Origin of the sequence: Hymenobacter cyanobacteriorum, from assembly GCF_022631375.1 — a bacterium.
In the GTDB taxonomy this organism is placed as follows: Bacteria; Bacteroidota; Bacteroidia; order Cytophagales; family Hymenobacteraceae; genus Hymenobacter; species Hymenobacter cyanobacteriorum.
In genome coordinates, this window is the sequence record NZ_JALBGC010000001.1 from 960620 (window position 1) to 978790 (window position 18171).

14 protein-coding genes are annotated in these 18171 nt (G+C 61.7%); 3 read left to right on the forward strand and 11 right to left on the reverse strand.

Annotated elements, in window-relative coordinates; all coding sequences use genetic code 11:
* Positions 1–17: 17 nt before the first annotated feature.
* On the forward strand, positions 18–572 hold the full coding sequence (locus MON38_RS04125; RefSeq protein ID WP_241934863.1) for a DUF4252 domain-containing protein: 555 nt from the start codon (positions 18–20) through the stop codon (positions 570–572).
* Positions 573–710: 138 nt separating this feature from the next.
* Here the strand turns inward: MON38_RS04125 and MON38_RS04130 are convergent, their stop codons facing one another.
* The gene (locus tag MON38_RS04130) at positions 711–2006 is read right to left on the reverse strand and encodes an aminopeptidase P N-terminal domain-containing protein (RefSeq protein WP_241934864.1); all 1296 of its coding nucleotides are present in this window, start codon (positions 2004–2006) and stop codon (positions 711–713) included.
* Between the two features lie 117 nt (positions 2007–2123).
* On the reverse strand, positions 2124–2579 hold the full coding sequence (locus tag MON38_RS04135) for a hypothetical protein (protein ID WP_241934865.1): 456 nt from the start codon (positions 2577–2579) through the stop codon (positions 2124–2126).
* A 190-nt stretch (positions 2580–2769) separates the two neighbouring features.
* Here MON38_RS04135 and MON38_RS04140 point away from each other — a divergent pair, with 190 nt between their 5' ends.
* A complete protein-coding gene (locus MON38_RS04140; RefSeq protein WP_241934866.1) occupies positions 2770–3096 on the forward strand; it encodes a hypothetical protein in 327 nt (108 codons plus the stop codon).
* Positions 3097–3286: 190 nt separating this feature from the next.
* Positions 3287–3661, forward strand: a complete 375-nt coding sequence (locus tag MON38_RS04145) for a hypothetical protein (protein WP_241934867.1) — start codon at positions 3287–3289, stop codon at positions 3659–3661.
* An 85-nt stretch (positions 3662–3746) separates the two neighbouring features.
* On the opposite strand, the gene trxA is transcribed toward MON38_RS04145, so the two are convergent.
* The 9 genes from trxA to MON38_RS04190 all read right to left on the reverse strand — a co-directional run bounded on the left by trxA (position 3747) and on the right by MON38_RS04190 (position 18154).
* Positions 3747–4076, reverse strand: coding sequence for a thioredoxin (gene trxA, locus MON38_RS04150; RefSeq protein WP_198067719.1), 330 nt, complete (start codon positions 4074–4076; stop codon positions 3747–3749).
* Positions 4077–4286: 210 nt separating this feature from the next.
* Positions 4287–8000, reverse strand: a complete 3714-nt coding sequence (gene dnaE, locus MON38_RS04155) for a DNA polymerase III subunit alpha (protein WP_241934868.1) — start codon at positions 7998–8000, stop codon at positions 4287–4289.
* A 187-nt stretch (positions 8001–8187) separates the two neighbouring features.
* A complete protein-coding gene (locus MON38_RS04160) occupies positions 8188–10728 on the reverse strand; it encodes a LysM peptidoglycan-binding domain-containing protein (RefSeq protein ID WP_241934869.1) in 2541 nt (846 codons plus the stop codon).
* A 201-nt stretch (positions 10729–10929) separates the two neighbouring features.
* A complete protein-coding gene (locus MON38_RS04165) occupies positions 10930–13857 on the reverse strand; it encodes an outer membrane beta-barrel protein (protein ID WP_241934870.1) in 2928 nt (975 codons plus the stop codon).
* Positions 13858–14001: 144 nt separating this feature from the next.
* Positions 14002–14646 (reverse strand): O-methyltransferase, encoded by a 645-nt coding sequence (locus tag MON38_RS04170; protein WP_241934871.1) that lies wholly within the window; start codon positions 14644–14646, stop codon positions 14002–14004.
* A 52-nt stretch (positions 14647–14698) separates the two neighbouring features.
* Complete coding sequence (locus tag MON38_RS04175) at positions 14699–15178, reverse strand: YDG/SRA domain-containing protein (RefSeq protein WP_241934872.1); 480 nt, start codon at positions 15176–15178, stop codon at positions 14699–14701.
* Entirely contained in the window at positions 15178–16416 is a 1239-nt protein-coding gene (locus MON38_RS04180) for a M16 family metallopeptidase (protein ID WP_241934873.1), read from the reverse strand. The genes MON38_RS04175 and MON38_RS04180 overlap by 1 nt, the downstream gene beginning before the upstream one ends.
* A 96-nt stretch (positions 16417–16512) precedes the next feature.
* Positions 16513–17604 carry a glycosyltransferase family 9 protein gene (locus MON38_RS04185; protein ID WP_241934874.1) on the reverse strand — a complete coding sequence of 364 codons (1092 nt, stop codon included), beginning with the start codon at positions 17602–17604 and terminating at the stop codon, positions 16513–16515.
* Between the two features lie 85 nt (positions 17605–17689).
* Complete coding sequence (locus MON38_RS04190; RefSeq protein ID WP_241934875.1) at positions 17690–18154, reverse strand: AsnC family transcriptional regulator; 465 nt, start codon at positions 18152–18154, stop codon at positions 17690–17692.
* Positions 18155–18171 lie beyond the last annotated feature (17 nt).

Here is an 18171-nt window from a genome sequence, read left to right on the forward strand (position 1 = left end):
GGCCGCACTTTTGCCGCATGATGACCAAACTCCGCCTCCCCGTTCTGTTCCTGATTTTGCTGCTCGCGGGCTGCCGCGCCGGCGGCCCCGGCACGCCGGCCCGCACCGTGGCTTCCTTCTTTTCGAAATACGAAAACCGCGACGGCTTCAAAGCCACTGAGTGGTCGGCCGACCTGCTTCAGCGCCTGGCCCTGGTAAAAGCCGCCAAGCTCCTCGGCGGCTCCGACCTCACCAACGCCATCACCGGCATTCGCTCGGCGCGGGTTATTAGCTTCACGCCCACGTCCTCGTCGGCCCGCGAACTGGCCGCCCAGGGCCTGCGCGCCGAAGCCAGCGGCATTTTGCAGGGCGAAAAATACACGCCGCTTTCCACGGCCGGCTTTGGCGGCAGCAATTACGCTGTCTCGACGCGCGGCTCGGGCGATAAAATCTCGGAATTTGCCGCCCTGGGCAGCCTGCCCGACGTGGCCGACTCGTTCGTGCTGGTGTCGGTGCAGGGCAATTTCACCAGCAGCCAGGTAGCCGCGCTGGCCAAGTACCTGCCCCAGATTGTGCAGGCCACCAGCAAGTAAGCAAACTGATTGAATTAAAACAGAACGTCATGCTGAGCGAAGTCGAAGCATCTTTACCGCGAGAGTAAATAATTACTTCAGCAGTAGAGATGCTTCGACTTCGCTCAGCATGACGTTCTGTTTTTTAAGAGCGAAAGCTTACCGCCCCTGCGCCATCAATGCCTCAATCTCGTCAGCCTTCAGCGGGATATTGGCCATCAAGTCCTCGTTGCCGTTGGCGGTGAGCAGGATATCATTCTCTAGGCGAATGCCCAGGCCTTCTTCGGGGATGTAAATGCCGGGCTCGACGGTGTACACCATGCCTGCCTCGAAGGTGCGGTACTTGTAGCCCACATCGTGCACGTCGAGGCCCAGGTAGTGGCTGGTGCCGTGCATGAAATACTTTTTGTAGAGCGGCGCGGCAGGGTCTTGGTTCTTCACATCAGCCGCATTCAGCAGGTCGAGCTTGATGAGTTGCTGCTCCATGGCCTCGCCCACCTGGCGATGGTATTCCTCGATTTCGGTGCCCGGCACGAGGCGGGTTTTGGCGAAGTCCATCACGGCCAGCACGGCGTCGTACACCTGGCGCTGGCGCGGGCTGAACTTGCCATTCACCGGAATCGAGCGCGACAGGTCGGCCGCGTAGTTGGCGTACTCGGCGCCGAAGTCGAGCAGAATCACGTCGCCGTCCTGGCACTGGTTGTCGTTGGTGGTGTAGTGCAGCACGCAGGCATTTTTACCGCTGGCCACAATGCTGCCGTAGGCCGGCCCGCGGCTGCGGTTGCGCATAAATTCGTGCACGATTTCCGCCTCAATCTCAAATTCCCACACGCCCGGCTTCACAAAGCCCAGCAGCCGCCGAAACGCCTTGCCCGTAATGTCGCAGGCCTCGCGCATCACCCGGATTTCCTCGGGGCTCTTGATGGCGCGCAGCTGGTGCAGCAGGCGCGCGGCGCGGCGGTAGCTGTGCAGCGGGTATTGGGCCTGCAGTTTCTTAATGAAACGAGCGTCGCGGGTTTCCACCTCTACCACGGCCCGGATGTGCTCGTTCGAGTTCAGGTACACGTTTTCGGCCTCGTTCATCAGCGCGGGCAGCACCGAATTGAAGCTTTCCAGCCACATAATGGTCGGGATGCCCGAATTCTGGCGCGCCTCGTCCTTGGTCAGCTTGTAGCCTTCCCAGATGAGAATGTGCTCGGAAGTCTCTTTCAGAAAAAGAATTTCGCGGTGCTGCGGCAGGCGCGCATCCGGAAAAATCACGAGAATGCTTTCCTCCTGGTCCACGCCGCTCAGGTAGAATAGGTCGTTGTTCTGGCGGAAGGCCATGGTGCCGTCGGCGTTGGTCGGCATCACGTCGTTGGCCTGGAAAATGGCCAGCGAAGCGGGCGGCAGCAGTTCGCGGAAACGGCGGCGGTTTTCAACAAAAAGCTCGGGGGCGAGGGGGGCGTAGCGCATGGGCAAAAGCTTGGTTGGATTGGGAGCCGCAAGTTAGGCAGCCGCCGGTGGTGGGCAGCAAAAAGCCCCTGCTCCGAATGAAGCAAGGGCTTTCGCTATCCCAGATTATCGGCAAACCTACATCTTGGTTTTGGTGGTTTTTACGCTGGTTTTGTTGCTTTTGTAGCGCAGGTCGGGCGTGCCATCGGCCTTCATCGGGCCGGTGGTGGTTTTGGTCATCTTGTTCTCCTTGTAACGCATGTCGGGCGTACCGTCGGCCTTCATCCGGGTGCTGGTCGAAGTCGACGAAGACGACGTTTTGGTATTGCCCGAAGGCGTGGTCATCGTGCTCGACTTGGTCATCGCACCCGCGCTTTTGGTCGTGGTGCTCGACTTGCTCATGCCCGCCGGGTTCTGCATCGTGCTCGACTTGGTGGTCGTGCGCGTAGCTGGCGTCTGGGCTGTGGTGGTCATTTTGGTGGTTTTCGACGAGCTGGTGCTCATCGTGCCGGTGGCCGGCATGGGGGTTTGGGCCTGGGCCGCAGCGCCGCCGAGCAGGCTCAGCGAAACGAGGAAACCAATAATGCGCTTCATGATGAAAAAGTAAGGGGGTGAGAAAGATGGGCCGTTTACGCCACTGCGGGCGTTGCGGTTGGATAGCAATGTAGCTATTTTTTGCAGGCCACGCCCCTACGGTAGCCGCTGCAATCCACCTGTTCATTAAACCCTGCGCGCCTCACGCGCTCCAACCGCCATCATTCATCCTACTATTCCTTTTGCTCCGATGAAAAAGTCCTTGTTTTCCTCCCTCGCGGCCTTCGCTCTGCTCGTGGCTGCTTCTTCGGCCTCGGCCCAAACCGCTACTCCCGGCGTCACGGTCCGCCAGCGCCACGAGCAAGCCCGCATTCGCCAGGGCGTGCGCTCGGGCGAGCTCACCCGCACCGAAGCTGCCCGCCTCAAGGGCCGCGAAATCGAAATCCGCCAGGACAAGCGCGCCGCCAAAGCCGATGGCGTCGTAACGCGCGACGAACGCCAGGACTTGCGCAAAGACGAGCGCCAAGCTAGCCGCGCCATCTACCGCCAGAAGCACGATGGCCAGGTGCGCCGCTAATAGCAGCCTGGCTTATCTGCCCGCTCATTCCGGCATCTCCACATCTACCAAGATGTGGAGATTTTTTTTATCGATTTTTTGGTATAGTAGAATTCTATATTACTTTAGTACCGAAAAAACATTGCAGTCCCGCTCATCGGCTTGGCCGCCTTACCCTACCGAAACCTTCACCATTATCACCCTGCGAGTTATGAAAACTCTCTACACCCTGTTTGCCATCGCCAGCCTCACACTGCTGGCTCCCACCGGCCACGCCGCCAACCTCCGCACCGACGACCCTACCGAAGCCGCCCGCAAAACCGCCGCCCGCGAAAAAGTTGTCACCGCCGCCAAAGCCGCAAAGGCAGCCAAGACCGCCAAAAAATCTACTGCCTACCGTTTCCGCAAGTTTAAGGCAACCCTGAACCACGGCATGCTGGTGCTGCTGGGGCTTGAGGATAGCAAAGCGGTAACCTCGCCGGCCAAGCTCAACCGCCAGCTCCACATCCACCAGAAACACCTCAAAACCAAGGCTAAACTGGAGGCCAAAGCCCGCCGCCGCCGTACCAGCCACCTGTTCGGCTAGCAGCAGTTCCGCCCCCACAAGCCGGGCACGAAAAAAGCCCCTTGCCGCGACCGGCAAGGGGCTTTTTTATATTCAGCAGCGGCGATTAGGCCGTTACCTGAGCTTCGAGCTTTTGGGCCAGCACGTGCTTAGGCACAGCGCCTACCTGCTTGTCCACGATTTGGCCATTTTTGAAAACCAGCAAGGTCGGGATGCTGCGGATGCCGAACTTCATCGAAGTCTGGGGGTTAGCGTCCACGTCCACCTTGCCGACCACAACTTTGCCTTCGTATTCGCCGGCTAGTTCCTCTACTACGGGGCCCACCATGCGGCAGGGGCCGCACCATTCGGCCCAGAAATCGACCAGTACGGGCTTGTCGCCGTTGATGATTTCGTCAAAGTTGGCGTCGGTTATTTCAATTGCTTTGTGTCCCATTTCAGTTTGGGTTGGGGTTAAAAGAATCCTCTGGCGTATACGGCCAACGAGGCCGCAAGGTAGCAGATTGGATGGTAAAACAGCGGGGCCAGTGGAAAGTTCAGCAGGATAGGGTGGGGCTGGCGAATGGTCGGATTTCCTATCCGAAGTCCCGAAACGCCGTGCTGAGCGCAGCCAAGGTCCGGCGTTTTACTTGTTGTGCTGTAGCGCCTAAATCAGCGTGCACACTTCCATGTCCAGCTCCTTCATCTTCTCAATGAAAGCCTTGGGCTCAATCTGGAAGCGGCGCGAGAACATGTCCACCGCCAGATGCTCGTGCGGCTCCACGAACTGGATTTCAAGCCGCTTGCCGCCGGGTGCGTGCTCGATGGCTTCCTCCAGCCGGTCGAGCATGGGCGCGGTCACGGTGCGCAGGTCGAGGCGCACGCGCACGCCTTTGCTGCGCTTTTCGGCCACATCGGCCAGCGGCTCCATCGTGAGGATGCGCAGGTCCCACTGGTCCTGGGTGTGGCGGCGCAGCTCCTGCTTCAAGCGCACGTACATGGGCGGCACCTGCTCGTTGGGGTAGTTGCGCGGGTTGATGAGGGGTGCGAATTTGGTATAGTCGTCGCGGAACAGGGCCGGGTTGATGCTCGTTTCGTAGTCCTCCAGCGTGAAGGTGCAGAAGGGCTGGCCGGTCTTAGTGGTCTTGAATAAGACGTTGGTAATGAGGCCCGCCACCGCCATTTCCTTGTTCTTAATCTCATCCACTTTTTCCAAACCGCAAGTGCAGTAGGCGTCCAGCTCCAGCTTGTAGCTATCGAGCGGGTGGCCCGAAAGGTAGAAGCCCACCACTTCCTTTTCGCGGCGCAGTTGCTCGGTTTTGCTCCACGGCTCCATCTCATGGATTTTGGGCATCGGCGCGGCCACAGCTCCGAAAGCGCCCGCGCCAAACAGGCTATGCTGGGCCGATTCCTTGGCCGCCGCGTGCTGCTGGCCCACGCGCATGGCCTTTTCGATGAGGTTCTGGTCGCCGGCCGGCGAGTCGAGGTAGAGGCGGCGGTGCTTGCCGAAGCCATCGAACGCACCAGCCTGGGCCAGGCTTTCGAAGGTTTTCTTGTTTACGGTGCGCAGGTTCACGCGCTTGGCAAAGTCGAAAATATCGCCGTATTCGCCGGTTTTCTCGCGCTCCTGCACCATGCTTTCCACCGCGAGTTCGCCCGCGCCCTTCACGGCGCCCATGCCGAAACGGATGGCGCCTTCCTGGTTCACGTTGAATTTCAGCAGGCTTTCGTTCACATCGGGCCCAAGCACAGGTACGCCCTGCTTACGGGCTTCCTCAATGAAGAAGGTCACCTTCTTGATGTCGCCCATGTTGTTGGTGAGCACGGCCGCCATGTACTCAGCCGGGTAGTTGGCCTTCAAATAGCCGGTCTGGTAGGCCACCACCGAGTAAGCCGCCGAGTGCGAGCGGTTGAAGCCATACTCGGCGAATTTCTCCATCACGTCGAACACCTCGTTGGCCTTTTTCGCTGGGATGCCGTGGATGGTTTTGGCGCCTTCGATGAACTTCTCACGCTCCAGGGCCATCTTTTTCATATCCTTCTTGCCCATGGCGCGGCGCAGCAAGTCGGCGCCGCCGAGGGAGTAGCCGGCCAGAATCTGTGCCGTCTGCATAATCTGCTCCTGATACACCATGATGCCCTGGCTGTATTCCAGAATGGGTTTCAGCAGCTCATGCGGATATTCCACTTCCTCGCGGCCGTGCTTGCGGTTGATGAAGTTCGGGATGAACTGCATCGGGCCCGGGCGGTAGAGGGCGTTCATGGCAATCAGGTCCTCGATGTTGGTCGGCTTCAAGTCCTTGAGGTACTGCCGCATGCCCTCCGACTCGAACTGGAACGTGCCGATGGTATCGCCGCGCTGATACAGCGCGTAGGTCTTCTCGTCGTCGAGCGGGATTTCGTCGATGTCGATTTTCACACCGTGGTTGCGCTCAATCAGGTTCATGGCATCCACGATGACCGTCAGGGTTTTGAGGCCCAGAAAGTCCATCTTCAGCATGCCGGCGCTTTCAATCACCTTGCCATCGAACTGCGTGATGAGCAGGTCCGAATCCTTGGAGGTCGAAACCGGGATGTACTTCGTAATGTCGTCGGGCGCGATGATAACGCCGGCGGCGTGGATGCCGGTGTTGCGCACCGAGCCTTCAAGCTGCGTGGCCAAGCGCAGAATCTGGCCCTTGAGGTTTTCGGGGCTCTCGTCGCGCCGAATCATGTCGAGCTCCTGGTTTTCGGCGAAGGCGCCGGCCAGCGTCGTGCCCGGTTTCTCGGGCACCATCTTGGTGAGGTCGTTGGTCTGCGGCAGGGGCAGCTCCATGGCGCGGGCCACGTCCTTGATGGACGATTTGGCAGCCATCGTACCGAAGGTGATAATCTGGGCCACCTGCGTCTTGCCGTATTTATTCACCACATAGTCAATGACTTTTTGACGATTCACGTCGTCAAAGTCAATGTCGATATCGGGCATCGACACACGCTCGGGGTTGAGGAAACGCTCGAACAGCAGCGAGTACTTAATCGGGTCGATGTTGGTAATACCGACGCAGTAGGCCACGGCCGAGCCGGCGGCCGAACCCCGGCCCGGGCCCACGGCCACGCCGATGTTGCGGCCGTGGTTGATGAAATCCTGAGTAATGAGGAAGTAGCCCGCAAAACCCATCGTCTGGATGATGCGCAGCTCGTAATCAAGGCGTTCCTCCACTTCCGGCGTGCGCTCGGAGTAGCGCGGCGGCTTGGTCATCGTCACGACGCCGCTGCCGGCGCTGGGGCCGAAAGCGCCCACGTAGGTCAGCTCGCGCAGGAATTCGTCGGCGTTGGCAAAGGGCGCGGGAATGGGGAAGTTGGGCAACAGAATGTCGCGCGCCAGCTTTGGGGGCGTGATTTTGTCGACAATCTCGTTGGTGTTGTCCACGCTCTCGGGCACGTCGGCGAACAGCTCGTTCATTTGTGCCTGCGTCTTGAAGAAGAACTGGTCGTTGGCGAAGCCGAAGCGGGTGTGCGGCTTGGGTTTCTGCAATTCCTCGTCGATGCGGCGGAGCTGGCGCTGGGCGTTTTCGTCGCGGCTGTGGTCGCGGCGCAGGTTGTCGAGCAGGTCGTACTTCACCTCACCCTTGCCCGTCATCAGGGTGTAGTAGTTGGTGCGGATGTCGCCCACCGGGATGCTGTGCTCCTCGCCGGTATTCACGCACAGCAGCAGGTCATGGGCGGCGTAGTCGGTCTGGTCGACGTAGTGCGAGTCGTTGGTACAGATGACTTTGACGTTGTACTTCTTCGCAAAGCCCAGCAGAATCTGGTTCACGTCCTCCTGGCTTTTGCCGGTGCCGTCGAAATTCATCAGGCCGTGACGCTGGATTTCGATGTAGTAATCCTCGCCGAACAAATCGAGCCACCACTTCAGCTTTTCCTCAGCCTCGGCTTCGGTGCCGAAGAGAATGGTTTGCGGAATCTCGGCGCCAATGCAGCAGCTGGTGGCAATCAGGCCCTCGTGGTACTTCACCAGCAGCTCCTTGTCGATGCGCGGGAATTTGGAGTACACGCCCTCGATGAAGCTCATGGAGCAGAGCTTGCTTAGGTTGTGGTAGCCGGCCTGGTCCTTGGCCAGCAGCAGCTGGTGGTGGCGGGTGTCGCGCTCCCCTTTTTCGCGGCTGAAGGCCTTTTTGTGGCGGTCCTCCACGAGGTAAAACTCGCAGCCCACGATGGGCTTCACGTTGTACTTGTTGGCCTCGGCCACGAAGTTGAACGCGCCGAACATGTTGCCGTGGTCGGTGAGGGCCACGGCGGGCATGCCGTCCTTCTGGGCCTTCTTCATCAGGGCCGAAATGCTGGCTTGGCCGTCGAGCAGCGAGTATTGCGTGTGCGAATGAAGGTGCGAGAAAACGGGCATTTTGGCAGGGTTGAGTTTTGGGAGTTGAGTTTTAAGTTTTCCGCTGGTTTAATTCAACAGTCAACCCTCAAAACTCAACCCTTCAAGTAAAGATACCCCCGATTTAAGGGCCTGCCAAAACCGTTTTTCCTGCCGCCTGATTCCCTGATAGCTGCGTTTTTTATCGGTGCGGCCCAGTGCTTCGCTCCTACTTGCTACCGGCGGGCAGCTGGAGCACCTCTCCTATTTTCACGCCTGTATCGGTGGCGGCACGGCCATTGAGGGCCTGGAGCTCGGCCACTTTGGTGTGGTAGAGCACCGAAATACTGTAGAGGGTTTCGCCCGGCTCCACGGTGTGGGTGGGCGGCGTGAGGCTGGCGGGGTCGCGGGTGGGCGTGGGGGCCGGGCGCGGAGCCGGCCGGGGCTTGAAGGCCGCGCCAACTTCGCCGGCGGGCTTGAGCAACAGCACCTGGCCAGCCGCGAGCTTGTAGGGCGCTTCGAGTTGGTTGATGGCAATGAGCGTAGCGGGCGGCACCCCAAAGCGGCGGCTCACGGCAAATACCGTTTCGCCGGGCTCGACGCGGTGCGAGGCTTCGGCGGGCGCGGGCAGTGCCGGCAGCGGCGCGGGCGCAACGGCCGGCTTGGTAGCATTCGCAGAGGCAGCCGGCCGGTACACAATCATCGGCGCGTTGGCAGAGGCTTCGGCAGTGGGCCGGGGCGCGGGCGCAGCCACCGGCCGCGCCGCCGGGGCTTCTACCACTGGCCGAGGCTTGGGTACTTCAACCGGCTTCGGCGCGGGTGCTACTGCTGTTACAGGCGCCACTGGTCGCAGAAGCGGCATTTCGGTTGGAACGACAGTAGCTGGTGCAACGCGAGGCGTTGGAACCGGACGAGGAGCCGGAGCTGGTGCCGTAGTGGTGGCTTCTGACAACTTATTTGCCTCCGTTGCCAGCTGCTCATCCGCCAGCGGAGCCGGCGCGGGGGCCGGGGCCGGCGGCGGCAGCTGTGGCCGCTCGGCTGCCACCACCGGGCGGTTAGCCGGCGCAACAGTCACGGCAGCGGCCGGTGCAACCACTGGTTCCGGCGTTTCGGGAGCTTCCGTTTCTTCAGCGGCGGGCGTAGTGGGAGCGGTCGGAACGGCGTGCGCGACGGGCGGCGCGGGCGCACGGCGCGGTGCGGGAGCCGCTGGCGTGGCGGCCGTAGCCTGGGCCGTGGCCAGCACTTCGCCCCAGCCATCGGCCGGGTCGGTGGCGGCGGGCCGCGCTGGTGCAGCAGTTTCGCCCGCGGCGGTGGTGATGACGCGCTTGGTTTCGCTGCCATCGGCGTTTTTCACTTTCACCTTGATTTTGGTGCGGCCGCTTTCGGTAGCGGTGCTGGGCGGAAGGGCCACGGCTTCGTTGGCCTGCTCCACCAATTCGTCAATGTTGCTGGCGGCGGCCGAGGGGCGTTCCAGGCTGGCGCTTTCGGTGAGCGGGCGGTACTCGGGGGCCACTTCGCGGGGGCGCGTGTGCTGCAGCCACAGCAGGCGGCCGGGGCGCAACTCGTCGGTGCGGGCGAGGCGGTTTTTGGCGTAGATGGCCTTCTGCCGCATGCCGTATTTCTGGGCCACGTCGAATATCCGTTCGCCGGGCTGCAGCACGTGGTATTCCACGGCGCCCACGTCGCGCTTGGTTTCGAGGAAGTAGGGCCGGCCGGGAATGGCGGCATCGAAGCCCGTGATTTCGTTGTGCTTCAGAAACTCGCCGAGGCGCTGGTTGGCCCGGCGGGCCAGGTCCTGGGTGGTTTCGCCGGGCAGGGCCACCAGGGCGCGCAGGTTGTTGATGCGCACTTCGGCCGAGTTGGCGGCTACGGCGGGCAGGTTCAGCAGCTCGCCCTGGCTTTGCAGGCGCTGGTTGGCCACCATGCCGGCGGCCTGGGTGATATCGCCGATGGGTACAATGAGCGTGTAGGGCTTGTCGGCGGGCACGGCGGGGGCCAGCAGCCAGTGGTTGTGCGTGGCCAGCGCGGCCGAGTCGACGTGCAGCGTGAGGGCCTGGTCGTAGAGCGTCTGCCCGGCCACGGCCGGAAACTCCTGCAGGCGCAGCGCGGGCCGGGGGTTCTGGCCACAGTAGGGCTCGAAGGCCAGCTTGTGGGCCAGAAACATCAGCACGTAGGGCGAGGTGGTTTCCGAAATGGCCATCTGGGTGGCGTCGGCATCGGTGGGCAGCGTGTAAGGCTTCACGCCGGCCGGGCCGGTGTAGTAGCTCAGCAGAGCATTCAGCCAGTTGTGGAGCACGGCGTTGTTGCGCTGCAAATAGCGGGCGGCGGCGCGGGTGCTGGCGGCCAGGTGCTGGCGCTCGTCCACGGCGGCGTTCACGGCCAGGCCGAGTCCGGTGGCGGTTTCCTGCTTCAATTGCCAGTAGCCCACGGCCTCGTGGATGCTGCGGGCGTCGCCCAGCAGGGCACTTTCTTGCAGGGCCAAGTAGCGGAAATCGAGCGGCACGCCTTCTTCCTGCAAAATGCGGTCGATGATGGGAAACGAGGCATCGGCCAAATCGACGCGAGCCTGGAACGAGGGCTGGTGGCGGCGCAGGCCGTCGGCCTTTTGCTGCACCAGCCGCCGGGCTTCATCATTGAGCACGAGGTGCAGGCCGGCCACGTCGAAGGCGGCGGGCACCGCACTGGTGACTGGGGCCGGGCTGGCAGTTTGGGCAGCCGCCGGGCCGGCCAGGGCCACCATCAACAGCAAAAAGGCAACGGGATTTCGCATGAGCTACGCACGGGCGGGGCCACCAACGCGGCGGCTTCCAACCCGGAAGCTACAAAGAACCTGATTTCCGGGCGAAAACGCGGCATGGAGGAATTGTCATCCTGAGCGCAGCGAAGGACCTTAGCACGTTGGCGCAAAGCTCCAAAACGTGCTAAGGTCCTTCGCTGCGCTCAGGATGACACCAATAATTTATTCTTTCGGTTACAACTGCCCGCCGCCAGGAGGAGGGCCTCCTCCCCCACCGGGGGGCGGGCCACCACCACCGTCGGGCCGGCCGCCACCGCCATCAGGCCGGCCAAAACCACGGCCTTCGCGCCCGCCGCCTTCGCCCGCCGCCGGGGCCACCACGTTGCCGCTGCGAATGTTGTAGGTGAACATCAGCATGAGGTAGCGCTGCAAAATGGTGGTTTGCACGTCCTCGTAGTAGGCATCGGTCACGTTGCGCTGGATGGACTGGTTCTGGCCCAGAATATCGAAGGCGTAGAGCCGGATTTCGCCGCGCTGGCCAGGGAAGAGCTTCTTGCCGACGCTGGCATTCCAGAGCAGGTACTGCTGGTTGTAGCCCGCCGCGAGGCCCGAGTAGGCCTGGTGCACGAGGTCGGTGGCAATGTTGATGCCCGGGCCCACAATCCAGTTCAGCCGGAAGCGCGTGACCTGCGAGAAGTAGTCCGAATTCAGCCGCGTTTGCAGCGTGTTGTACACGTAGTTCTGGTTCGAGGTGGTCGAGGCCGTGAAATCGAGCTGCGAGCTGATGTTGGAGCTGAGCGTGAGGCCGGCCCCGAAGGTGGGCACGCGGGCGTAGTTCAGGCCGCCGTTCACCAGGCCGGGCGTTTGGGTGAAGCCGGCGTTGGCGCTGAAGTTGATGTTGGTTTTGATGGCCTTGATGGGCCGGCCGTAGCTCAGCAGCGAGCGCACCGTGTACTGCTGGCTGAGGTTGGTGGGCTGCACCAGCTGGCCGCCGGCGGGCAGGCGCACGCTGGGTGCACCTTCGGGCGTCACAATGGTGTCGCGGGCCGCCACGATGGTGCGGTTCGAAATCGGGTTCTGGGTAAATGCGCCCGAGAGCAGCGCGAAGAAGTTGCTCGACACCTCCGGGTTCGAGGCCGAGTAGCGAATGTTGAGCGAGTGCTGGTACTCCTGGCGCAGCGTGGGGTTGCCGATGGTGAGCTGCAGCGGGTTCGAGTTATTCACCACCGCCTGCAGCTGGCTCACGCTGGGCGGGTTGGTGTTGGTGCGGTACATCAGCCGCAGGTTTTTCTGCCGCGTGAAGCGGTAGTTGAGCGTGGCGTTGGGCAGCACGTTCACGAAGTTGTAGCGCCCGATGCTGGGGCGCGGGTACTGCGCGTCGCTGTACAGCTGCGCATATTGCCCCGACACGCCGAAGCTGGCCTGGTAGTCGCGCGTGATGTGCCGGTACGTCACCCCGCCCGACTGCGTGAGGTAGTAGTTCTGAAACACGTTGCTCAGGCCCTCGTTCAGCTGGCGGGTGTCGCCGGTCAGCACATCGTAGGTGTATTTGCTGGAGTTGTTGGGCGCGTAATTGATGGCGTAGTTGCCTTGCAGCACATCGGTTTTGCTCAGCGCCTCGGTGAGAGACAGATTGGCGTTGAGGCTGCCGCCGTTCTGGGTCAGGTTGTTCACCTGGTTCAGGTTGCTGCGGGGGGAGGTGTCGTTCACGGTCAGCAGCGTGGCGTCGCTGTTGCGCTGGCTGTAGGTGCCGCCGATGCTGAGGCTGGCCGTGCGCCCGGCTTTGGCGAAGCGGTGGCGCAGCAGCAAGTCGCCGCCCGTGTTCAGGCCCTTGTTGTTCGACGCGTAATTGCTGGTGATGTTGCTCGCCGTCGCATCGCCCGTAAACGTGCGCCCGTCCAGCCGGCTTGCCGATTCGTTCTGCTGGTAGCTGAACCGGGGCCGGAACAGAATGGAATTGGCCGAATCAATCTTGTGCTCCAGCCGCAGGTTGAAGCGCTGGTTGGTGTTCAGGCTGTTGCTGAGGGCATTCTGGGTGTAGCGCGTGCCGGTCACGTACTGGCGATTGGTATTGCTGAGCAGCGTGTTGTCGGCCCGGTTGAAAAAGTAGCTGGCTGCAAGGTCGGTTTTCTTGTTCCAGGAGTTCGAGTAGTTCAAACCCACAGCGTTGGTTTTGGTAATGCCGCCGCTTTGGTTCACCAGAAAGTCGCCCGCGTTGCCGCCGTTGCCGCCGCCACCTTGGCCGCCGCCTCCACCGCCACGCTGGCCGCCGCGCCCGCCGCCGCCCTGGTTCGAATTGCCCACCACGCCCAGCAGGTCTTCGGTGCCGAAGTTCTGCTCGTTCACGTTGTTGCTCTGGGCCAGCACCGACATCCGCTCGTCGCCCTTAAACTTGTTCACGTTGCCGCTCACCTTGTAGCGCTCGGGGCCCGCGCCGGCCACCACCCGCCCAAACGTACCGTTGCGGAATTCCACCTTGGTCACGATGTTGATGGTCTTGGTCGTATTTCCGTCATCGAAGCCCGAAAACCGGCTCTGCTCGCTGCGCTGGTCGAACACCTCAATCTTGTCCACCATTTCGGCGGGCAGGTTTTTCAGCACCGCGTCGGGGTCGTTGCCGAAAAAAGGCTTGCCATCCACGAGCACCTGCTGCACGTTCTCGCCCTGGGCCTGCACCTTGCCATCGGCCCCGCGGCTCACACCGGGCAGCTTGTCGATGAGGTCGCCGGTGGTGGCATCGGGGTTGGTTTTGAACGCTTTGGCGTTGAACTGGGTGGTATCGCCTTTCTGCACGCTCTGGGCGGCGGCGCCCGTTACCACCACGCCCTTCAATTGCACGCCGCCGGCGGGCAGGGCCAGCGTGCCTAGCTGCACCGGCGTGCCGGCCACGGTCACCGACTGCCGCACCGTCTGGTACCCCACAAACGAGGCATCGAGCACGTAGCGGCCGGCGGCCACATTGTCGAACTGAAACCGCCCGTTGGCATCGGCCGCCGCACCGGTTTTCGCCGAATCGGGCAAATGAATCAGCAGCACATTGGCGCCGATGAGGGCCGACTGGTCTTTGCCGTCGGCAATGCGGCCGCTCACGGTGGTGGGGGCTTGGGCGCGGGCGGCCGTCAGGCTCAGCAGCACAAAAAACAGGGTAAGCAGGTGCCGCATAATTTTCTGAACCGCAGATTTAACAGATGAAACGGATTGAACGGATGCCGGCGAATTCCGACTATTCGATGGCTATTTCTCAACCGCTGATGGTCGCAGTCGAAACGAGTCTGTTCAATCCGTTTCATCCGTTCAATCTGCGGTTCAGGCAACTTTGCGCAGCAGCAGCAGGCCGTCGCGCAGGGGCAGAAAAACCGGTTCTACGCGCGCGTCGCGGGCCACCTGGTCGTTGAAAGCGCGTACCAGCGGCGTGTCCTTATCGCCGGTTTTCAACTGATGCTCGGGCAGCACCTTGCCGCCCCACAGCACGTTGTCGACGATGAGCAGCCCGCCCGGCCGCACCTGGTCAACCACTGCCTCAAAGTACGCGGCATTATTTCGCTTGTCGGCGTCAATAAAGACGAGGTCCCAGACTTCATCGACCAGGCCCGGCAAAACGTCGAGCGCCGCCCCGATGTGCAGCCGCACCTTATCCGTGATGCCGGCCGCCGCCACGTAGCGCCGGATGCGCGCCTCCCGTTCAGGGTCGATTTCGATGGTGTGCAGCAAGCCGTTATCGGCCAGCCCCTCGGCCAGGCACAGCGTGGCGTACCCGCAAAACGTGCCAATTTCCAGGACGCGCAGCGGTTTGGTTAAATGGCTGATAAGGCTCAGAAAACGGCCTTGCACGTGACCGCTGCTCATGCGTGGCATCAATAGCTGCAGGTGGGTTTCGCGGGTGAGCTGGGCCAGTAGCGGCGGCTCGGGCGCGGTATGCAGGGCGGCGTAGAGGTCGAGGGGGTCGGTCATAAGCTAGTGGTTTTTCACCGCAGAAGTCGCAGAAGTTCGTCTGCCATCCGCGTCATCTGCGCAAATCCTCCGCGTCTGCTGCAGGTAAACAAGGTCGCAGCCGAAACACATACACGTTGAATCCCGACTTCCCTGGCCCGAAGCTGTAACCCACCAGCCGGTATAATCCTTCGTAACGGTACACATCGAGCCCGCCGTCTTCGGCCGGCACTTTGCGCATCACTCGCACCGGCAGGCCGGTTTCGACACTTTTCAGCAGCGCCAGAATGCCCGTCGTAGCCACCTGGTCGCTGATTTGCTGGCCGGTTTTGGGGTCGCGGCCGCCGTTGCCGGAGTAGCGGATTTCTTCTTCCGTGAAGTCGTCGTCCTCGTATTGGCCGGCCAGCACGATGCTCTCGGCGCCGAGCTGCTGCGTGCCGCACACGCCCGCCCGGCGCGGCCGATGCATGCCGCTCAGCGCCAGTTCGATGCGGTTGCGGAACGTGTCGCCCGGCCGGTAGCTGCCCACGTGGCCGAAAACAGGCAGTGCCATTACTTTCCTTCCGGCACGTATTGCAGCACGCTCAGGTGCTCGTCGGTCAGCACTTCGTTGGCCATTTCCTGGAGTTCAGCGGCCGTAATCTTTTCGATTTTGCCGAAAATCTCACTCAGCGGCTCCACGCGGCCCAGGTCGAGGGTGCTTTTGCCGAGCAGCTGCATCATGCCGCCGTTGCTTTCCTCGCTCATGGCGAGCTGGCCCATCAGCTGGTGCTTGGCGATGTGCAGCTGATTGGTGGTGAGGGACTTTTCGCGCAGCAGCTTCAACTCCTTCTGCACCAAGCCCAGCGTGCGCTTCACCTGCTTGCCTTCGGTGCCGAAGTAGATGCCGAATAGGCCCGTATCGGTGTAGGGCGAGTACGTGCTGTCGATGGTGTACACGAGGCCGTATTTCTCGCGCACGGCCAGGTTCAGGCGCGAGTTCATGCCCGGGCCGCCCAGAATGTTGTTCAGCATGAAAAACGGGATGCGGCGCGCATCGTTCAGCGAGTAGGCCGGGCCACCCACCAGGCAGTGCGCCTGCGAGATGGGCCGGGTTTCCGACTGCGACTTGCGCTCGTAGCCGCCCACTGGCCGACGCGTGCGCGGCCCCAGCCGGGCCGGCAGCGGCGCCAGAAACTTGTCGGCCAGCCGCTTCACTTCGGCAAACGGCAGGTTGCTCACCGAGCTGAACACCAGCCGGTCCGTCCGCATCTGCTCCTGCAAAAAGGCATGAAAATCGGCCGTCTGGAAGCGGCTCACGCTCTCGCGGGTGCCCAGAATATTCACACCCAGCGGGTGGTCGCCGAATACCACGGTATCAAAATCGTCGATAATAGCATCTTCCGGGGCGTCCTGGTACATGCTCATCTCCTCCAGAATCACGCCTCGCTCCTTCTCCACCTCGCGGCCGGGAAACACGGAATTGAACGTGAGGTCCGTCAGCAACTCGAACGCGCGCTCGAAGTGCGTGCTTAGCAGCGAAGCGTAGAAGCAGATTTTTTCCTTGGTCGTGTAGGCATTCAGCTCGCCACCCACGGTTTCGAGGCGGTTGAGAATGTGGAAGCTCTTGCGCTTCTCAGTGCCTTTGAAGGCCATGTGCTCCCAGAAGTGGGCCAGGCCCTGCTGGTGCGGGGCCTCATCGCGCGAGCCAATATCGAGCAGAAACCCGCAATGCGCTATTTTAGTGTGCAGTACCTGCTTGTGTAAGAGGCGGATACCGTTAGGATATTCGTGAATGTGATAATCGAGCATAAGATTGCAAAGGTACAGGCTTCACTAAGTTGTCAGTTGCTCGTTGTCCGTTGTCAGGAAGTTTAAGACTAACAACGGACAACGAGAAACCGACAACTATGCAACCGGCAACGTGGCCAGGAGTTGCCCTACCTCAATGCCATACGCGCAGCGAAAGTGCCCCAGCGGGCAGGCCGCGTGTCCGTGCAGCCCGCACGGCCGGCAATCGAGCTTTTCGTTCGTTTCCACTACAAACGAAACCGGCGACAGCGGCCCGAACCCGAATGCCGGCACCGTGCTGCAGAACACCGCCGTAACCGGCGCGCCCACCGCCGAGCACAGGTGCATGGGGGCCGAGTCGTTCACGTAGTTCATCACCGCCCCGCGCATGAGCGCCGCCGAGGCCAGCAGGCCGATTTTGCCCGCTATGCTCACCACATTTTCACGCCCGCTGGCCGCCGCCAGCCGCTCGCATGCGGCCACATCAGGCGGGCCACCCAACAGGTACACGCGCACGCCAGCGGGCAGCGCCGCCAGCAACTCCAGCCACTTCGCTTCTGGGTATTGTTTGGTGAACCACACCGAAGTGGGCGCGAGGCAGATGTATGGCCCGGCCGCCGCGTAAGGCGCTACGGCTGCTTCGTCGGCCGCCGTGGGGTATAGGCGCGGCGGATAGGAAGTTAAAGGAGTTAAAAGTTGAGAGTTAAAAGTTAAACCCTTTACGGATTCGCCTTTTGCTTCTGCACTTTTAACTTTTAACTCTTCACTCTTAACTGCAAGCAACCGCAGGTTACGCTCCACTTCATGCGTGCCGTCGCCGATGACATGCGGCACGCGGCGCGTGAAGAACCGGCTGAGCGGGTTTTTGGCAAAGCCAATGCGCTCGGCCGCGCCCGAAAAGGCGGTGAGGAAGCCCGTGCTGGCAAAACGCTGCAAGGTGACGACGCGGCCGTACTTCGATGCCCGAATCTGGCCCAGTAAGTCCCACAGCGCGGCATACTTGCGGTGCTTCTTGTCCCAAACCAGTACGCGGCGCACGTGGGGGTGGCCGGCTAGCAATCCCTCATTGCCGCGCCGCACCAGCACATCCACGGGCGTGGTGGGCGCGGTCTGGTGCAGGTATTCGAGCAGGGCCGTCATCAGAATCACGTCGCCGATGAAGGCAGTCTGAATGAGCAGCGTGGTGGGCGGAGCGGGAGCAGTGGGCACGGCACAAAATTACGCCGCCGCTGGCGGGCCCGATAACGGACCAGCAGCGGCGGCGTAATTTTCGGAGCCAGCGCTTGGCGGTCGGCTAGGTCAGCTCGGCCGAGCGGTTGAGGACTTCCTCCAGCGAAATCAGCGTTTCGGTGCGCAGAATGCCTTCAATGGGTTGGATGCGGTCGTGCAGTACGTCGCGCAGGTGTTGGGTATCGCGGCACTGCAGGCGGGCAAACACGCCATAGGCCCCGGTGGTGAAGTTGATGTTGACCACTTCCGGAATTTCCCGCAGTTGGTTTACTACGCCCGTATACTCCGAGCTCTTCTGCAGGTAGATGCCCAGGAAGGCGCTCACGCCGTAGCCCAGCTTCTGGTAATCAATGCGCAGGGTGGCGCCCTGCACGATGCCAATCTCTTCGAGGCGGGCCATGCGCACGTGGACGGTGCCGCCCGACACGTTCACTTTACGGGCAATTTCGGTGTACGGCATCTTCGCATCCTGAATGAGCAGATTCAGGATGTGCCGGTCGGTGTCATCAAGTTCGTAGTTGCGGGCCATCTTTTGCAGGAAAGGTT

Bases quoted from the DNA above. Each gene is read 5' to 3' on its own strand.
- MON38_RS04125 (WP_241934863.1), top strand. From the start codon at position 18: ATGATGACCAAACTCCGCCTCCCCGTTCTGTTCCTGATTTTGCTGCTC.
- MON38_RS04130 (WP_241934864.1), bottom strand. From the start codon at position 2,006: ATGCGCTACGCCCCCCTCGCCCCCGAGCTTTTTGTTGAAAACCGCCGC.
- MON38_RS04135 (WP_241934865.1), bottom strand. From the start codon at position 2,579: ATGAAGCGCATTATTGGTTTCCTCGTTTCGCTGAGCCTGCTCGGCGGC.
- MON38_RS04140 (WP_241934866.1), top strand. From the start codon at position 2,770: ATGAAAAAGTCCTTGTTTTCCTCCCTCGCGGCCTTCGCTCTGCTCGTG.
- MON38_RS04145 (WP_241934867.1), top strand. From the start codon at position 3,287: ATGAAAACTCTCTACACCCTGTTTGCCATCGCCAGCCTCACACTGCTG.
- trxA (WP_198067719.1), bottom strand. From the start codon at position 4,076: ATGGGACACAAAGCAATTGAAATAACCGACGCCAACTTTGACGAAATC.
- dnaE (WP_241934868.1), bottom strand. From the start codon at position 8,000: ATGCCCGTTTTCTCGCACCTTCATTCGCACACGCAATACTCGCTGCTC.
- MON38_RS04160 (WP_241934869.1), bottom strand. From the start codon at position 10,728: ATGCGAAATCCCGTTGCCTTTTTGCTGTTGATGGTGGCCCTGGCCGGC.
- MON38_RS04165 (WP_241934870.1), bottom strand. From the start codon at position 13,857: ATGCGGCACCTGCTTACCCTGTTTTTTGTGCTGCTGAGCCTGACGGCC.
- MON38_RS04170 (WP_241934871.1), bottom strand. From the start codon at position 14,646: ATGACCGACCCCCTCGACCTCTACGCCGCCCTGCATACCGCGCCCGAG.
- MON38_RS04175 (WP_241934872.1), bottom strand. From the start codon at position 15,178: ATGGCACTGCCTGTTTTCGGCCACGTGGGCAGCTACCGGCCGGGCGAC.
- MON38_RS04180 (WP_241934873.1), bottom strand. From the start codon at position 16,416: ATGCTCGATTATCACATTCACGAATATCCTAACGGTATCCGCCTCTTA.
- MON38_RS04190 (WP_241934875.1), bottom strand. From the start codon at position 18,154: ATGGCCCGCAACTACGAACTTGATGACACCGACCGGCACATCCTGAAT.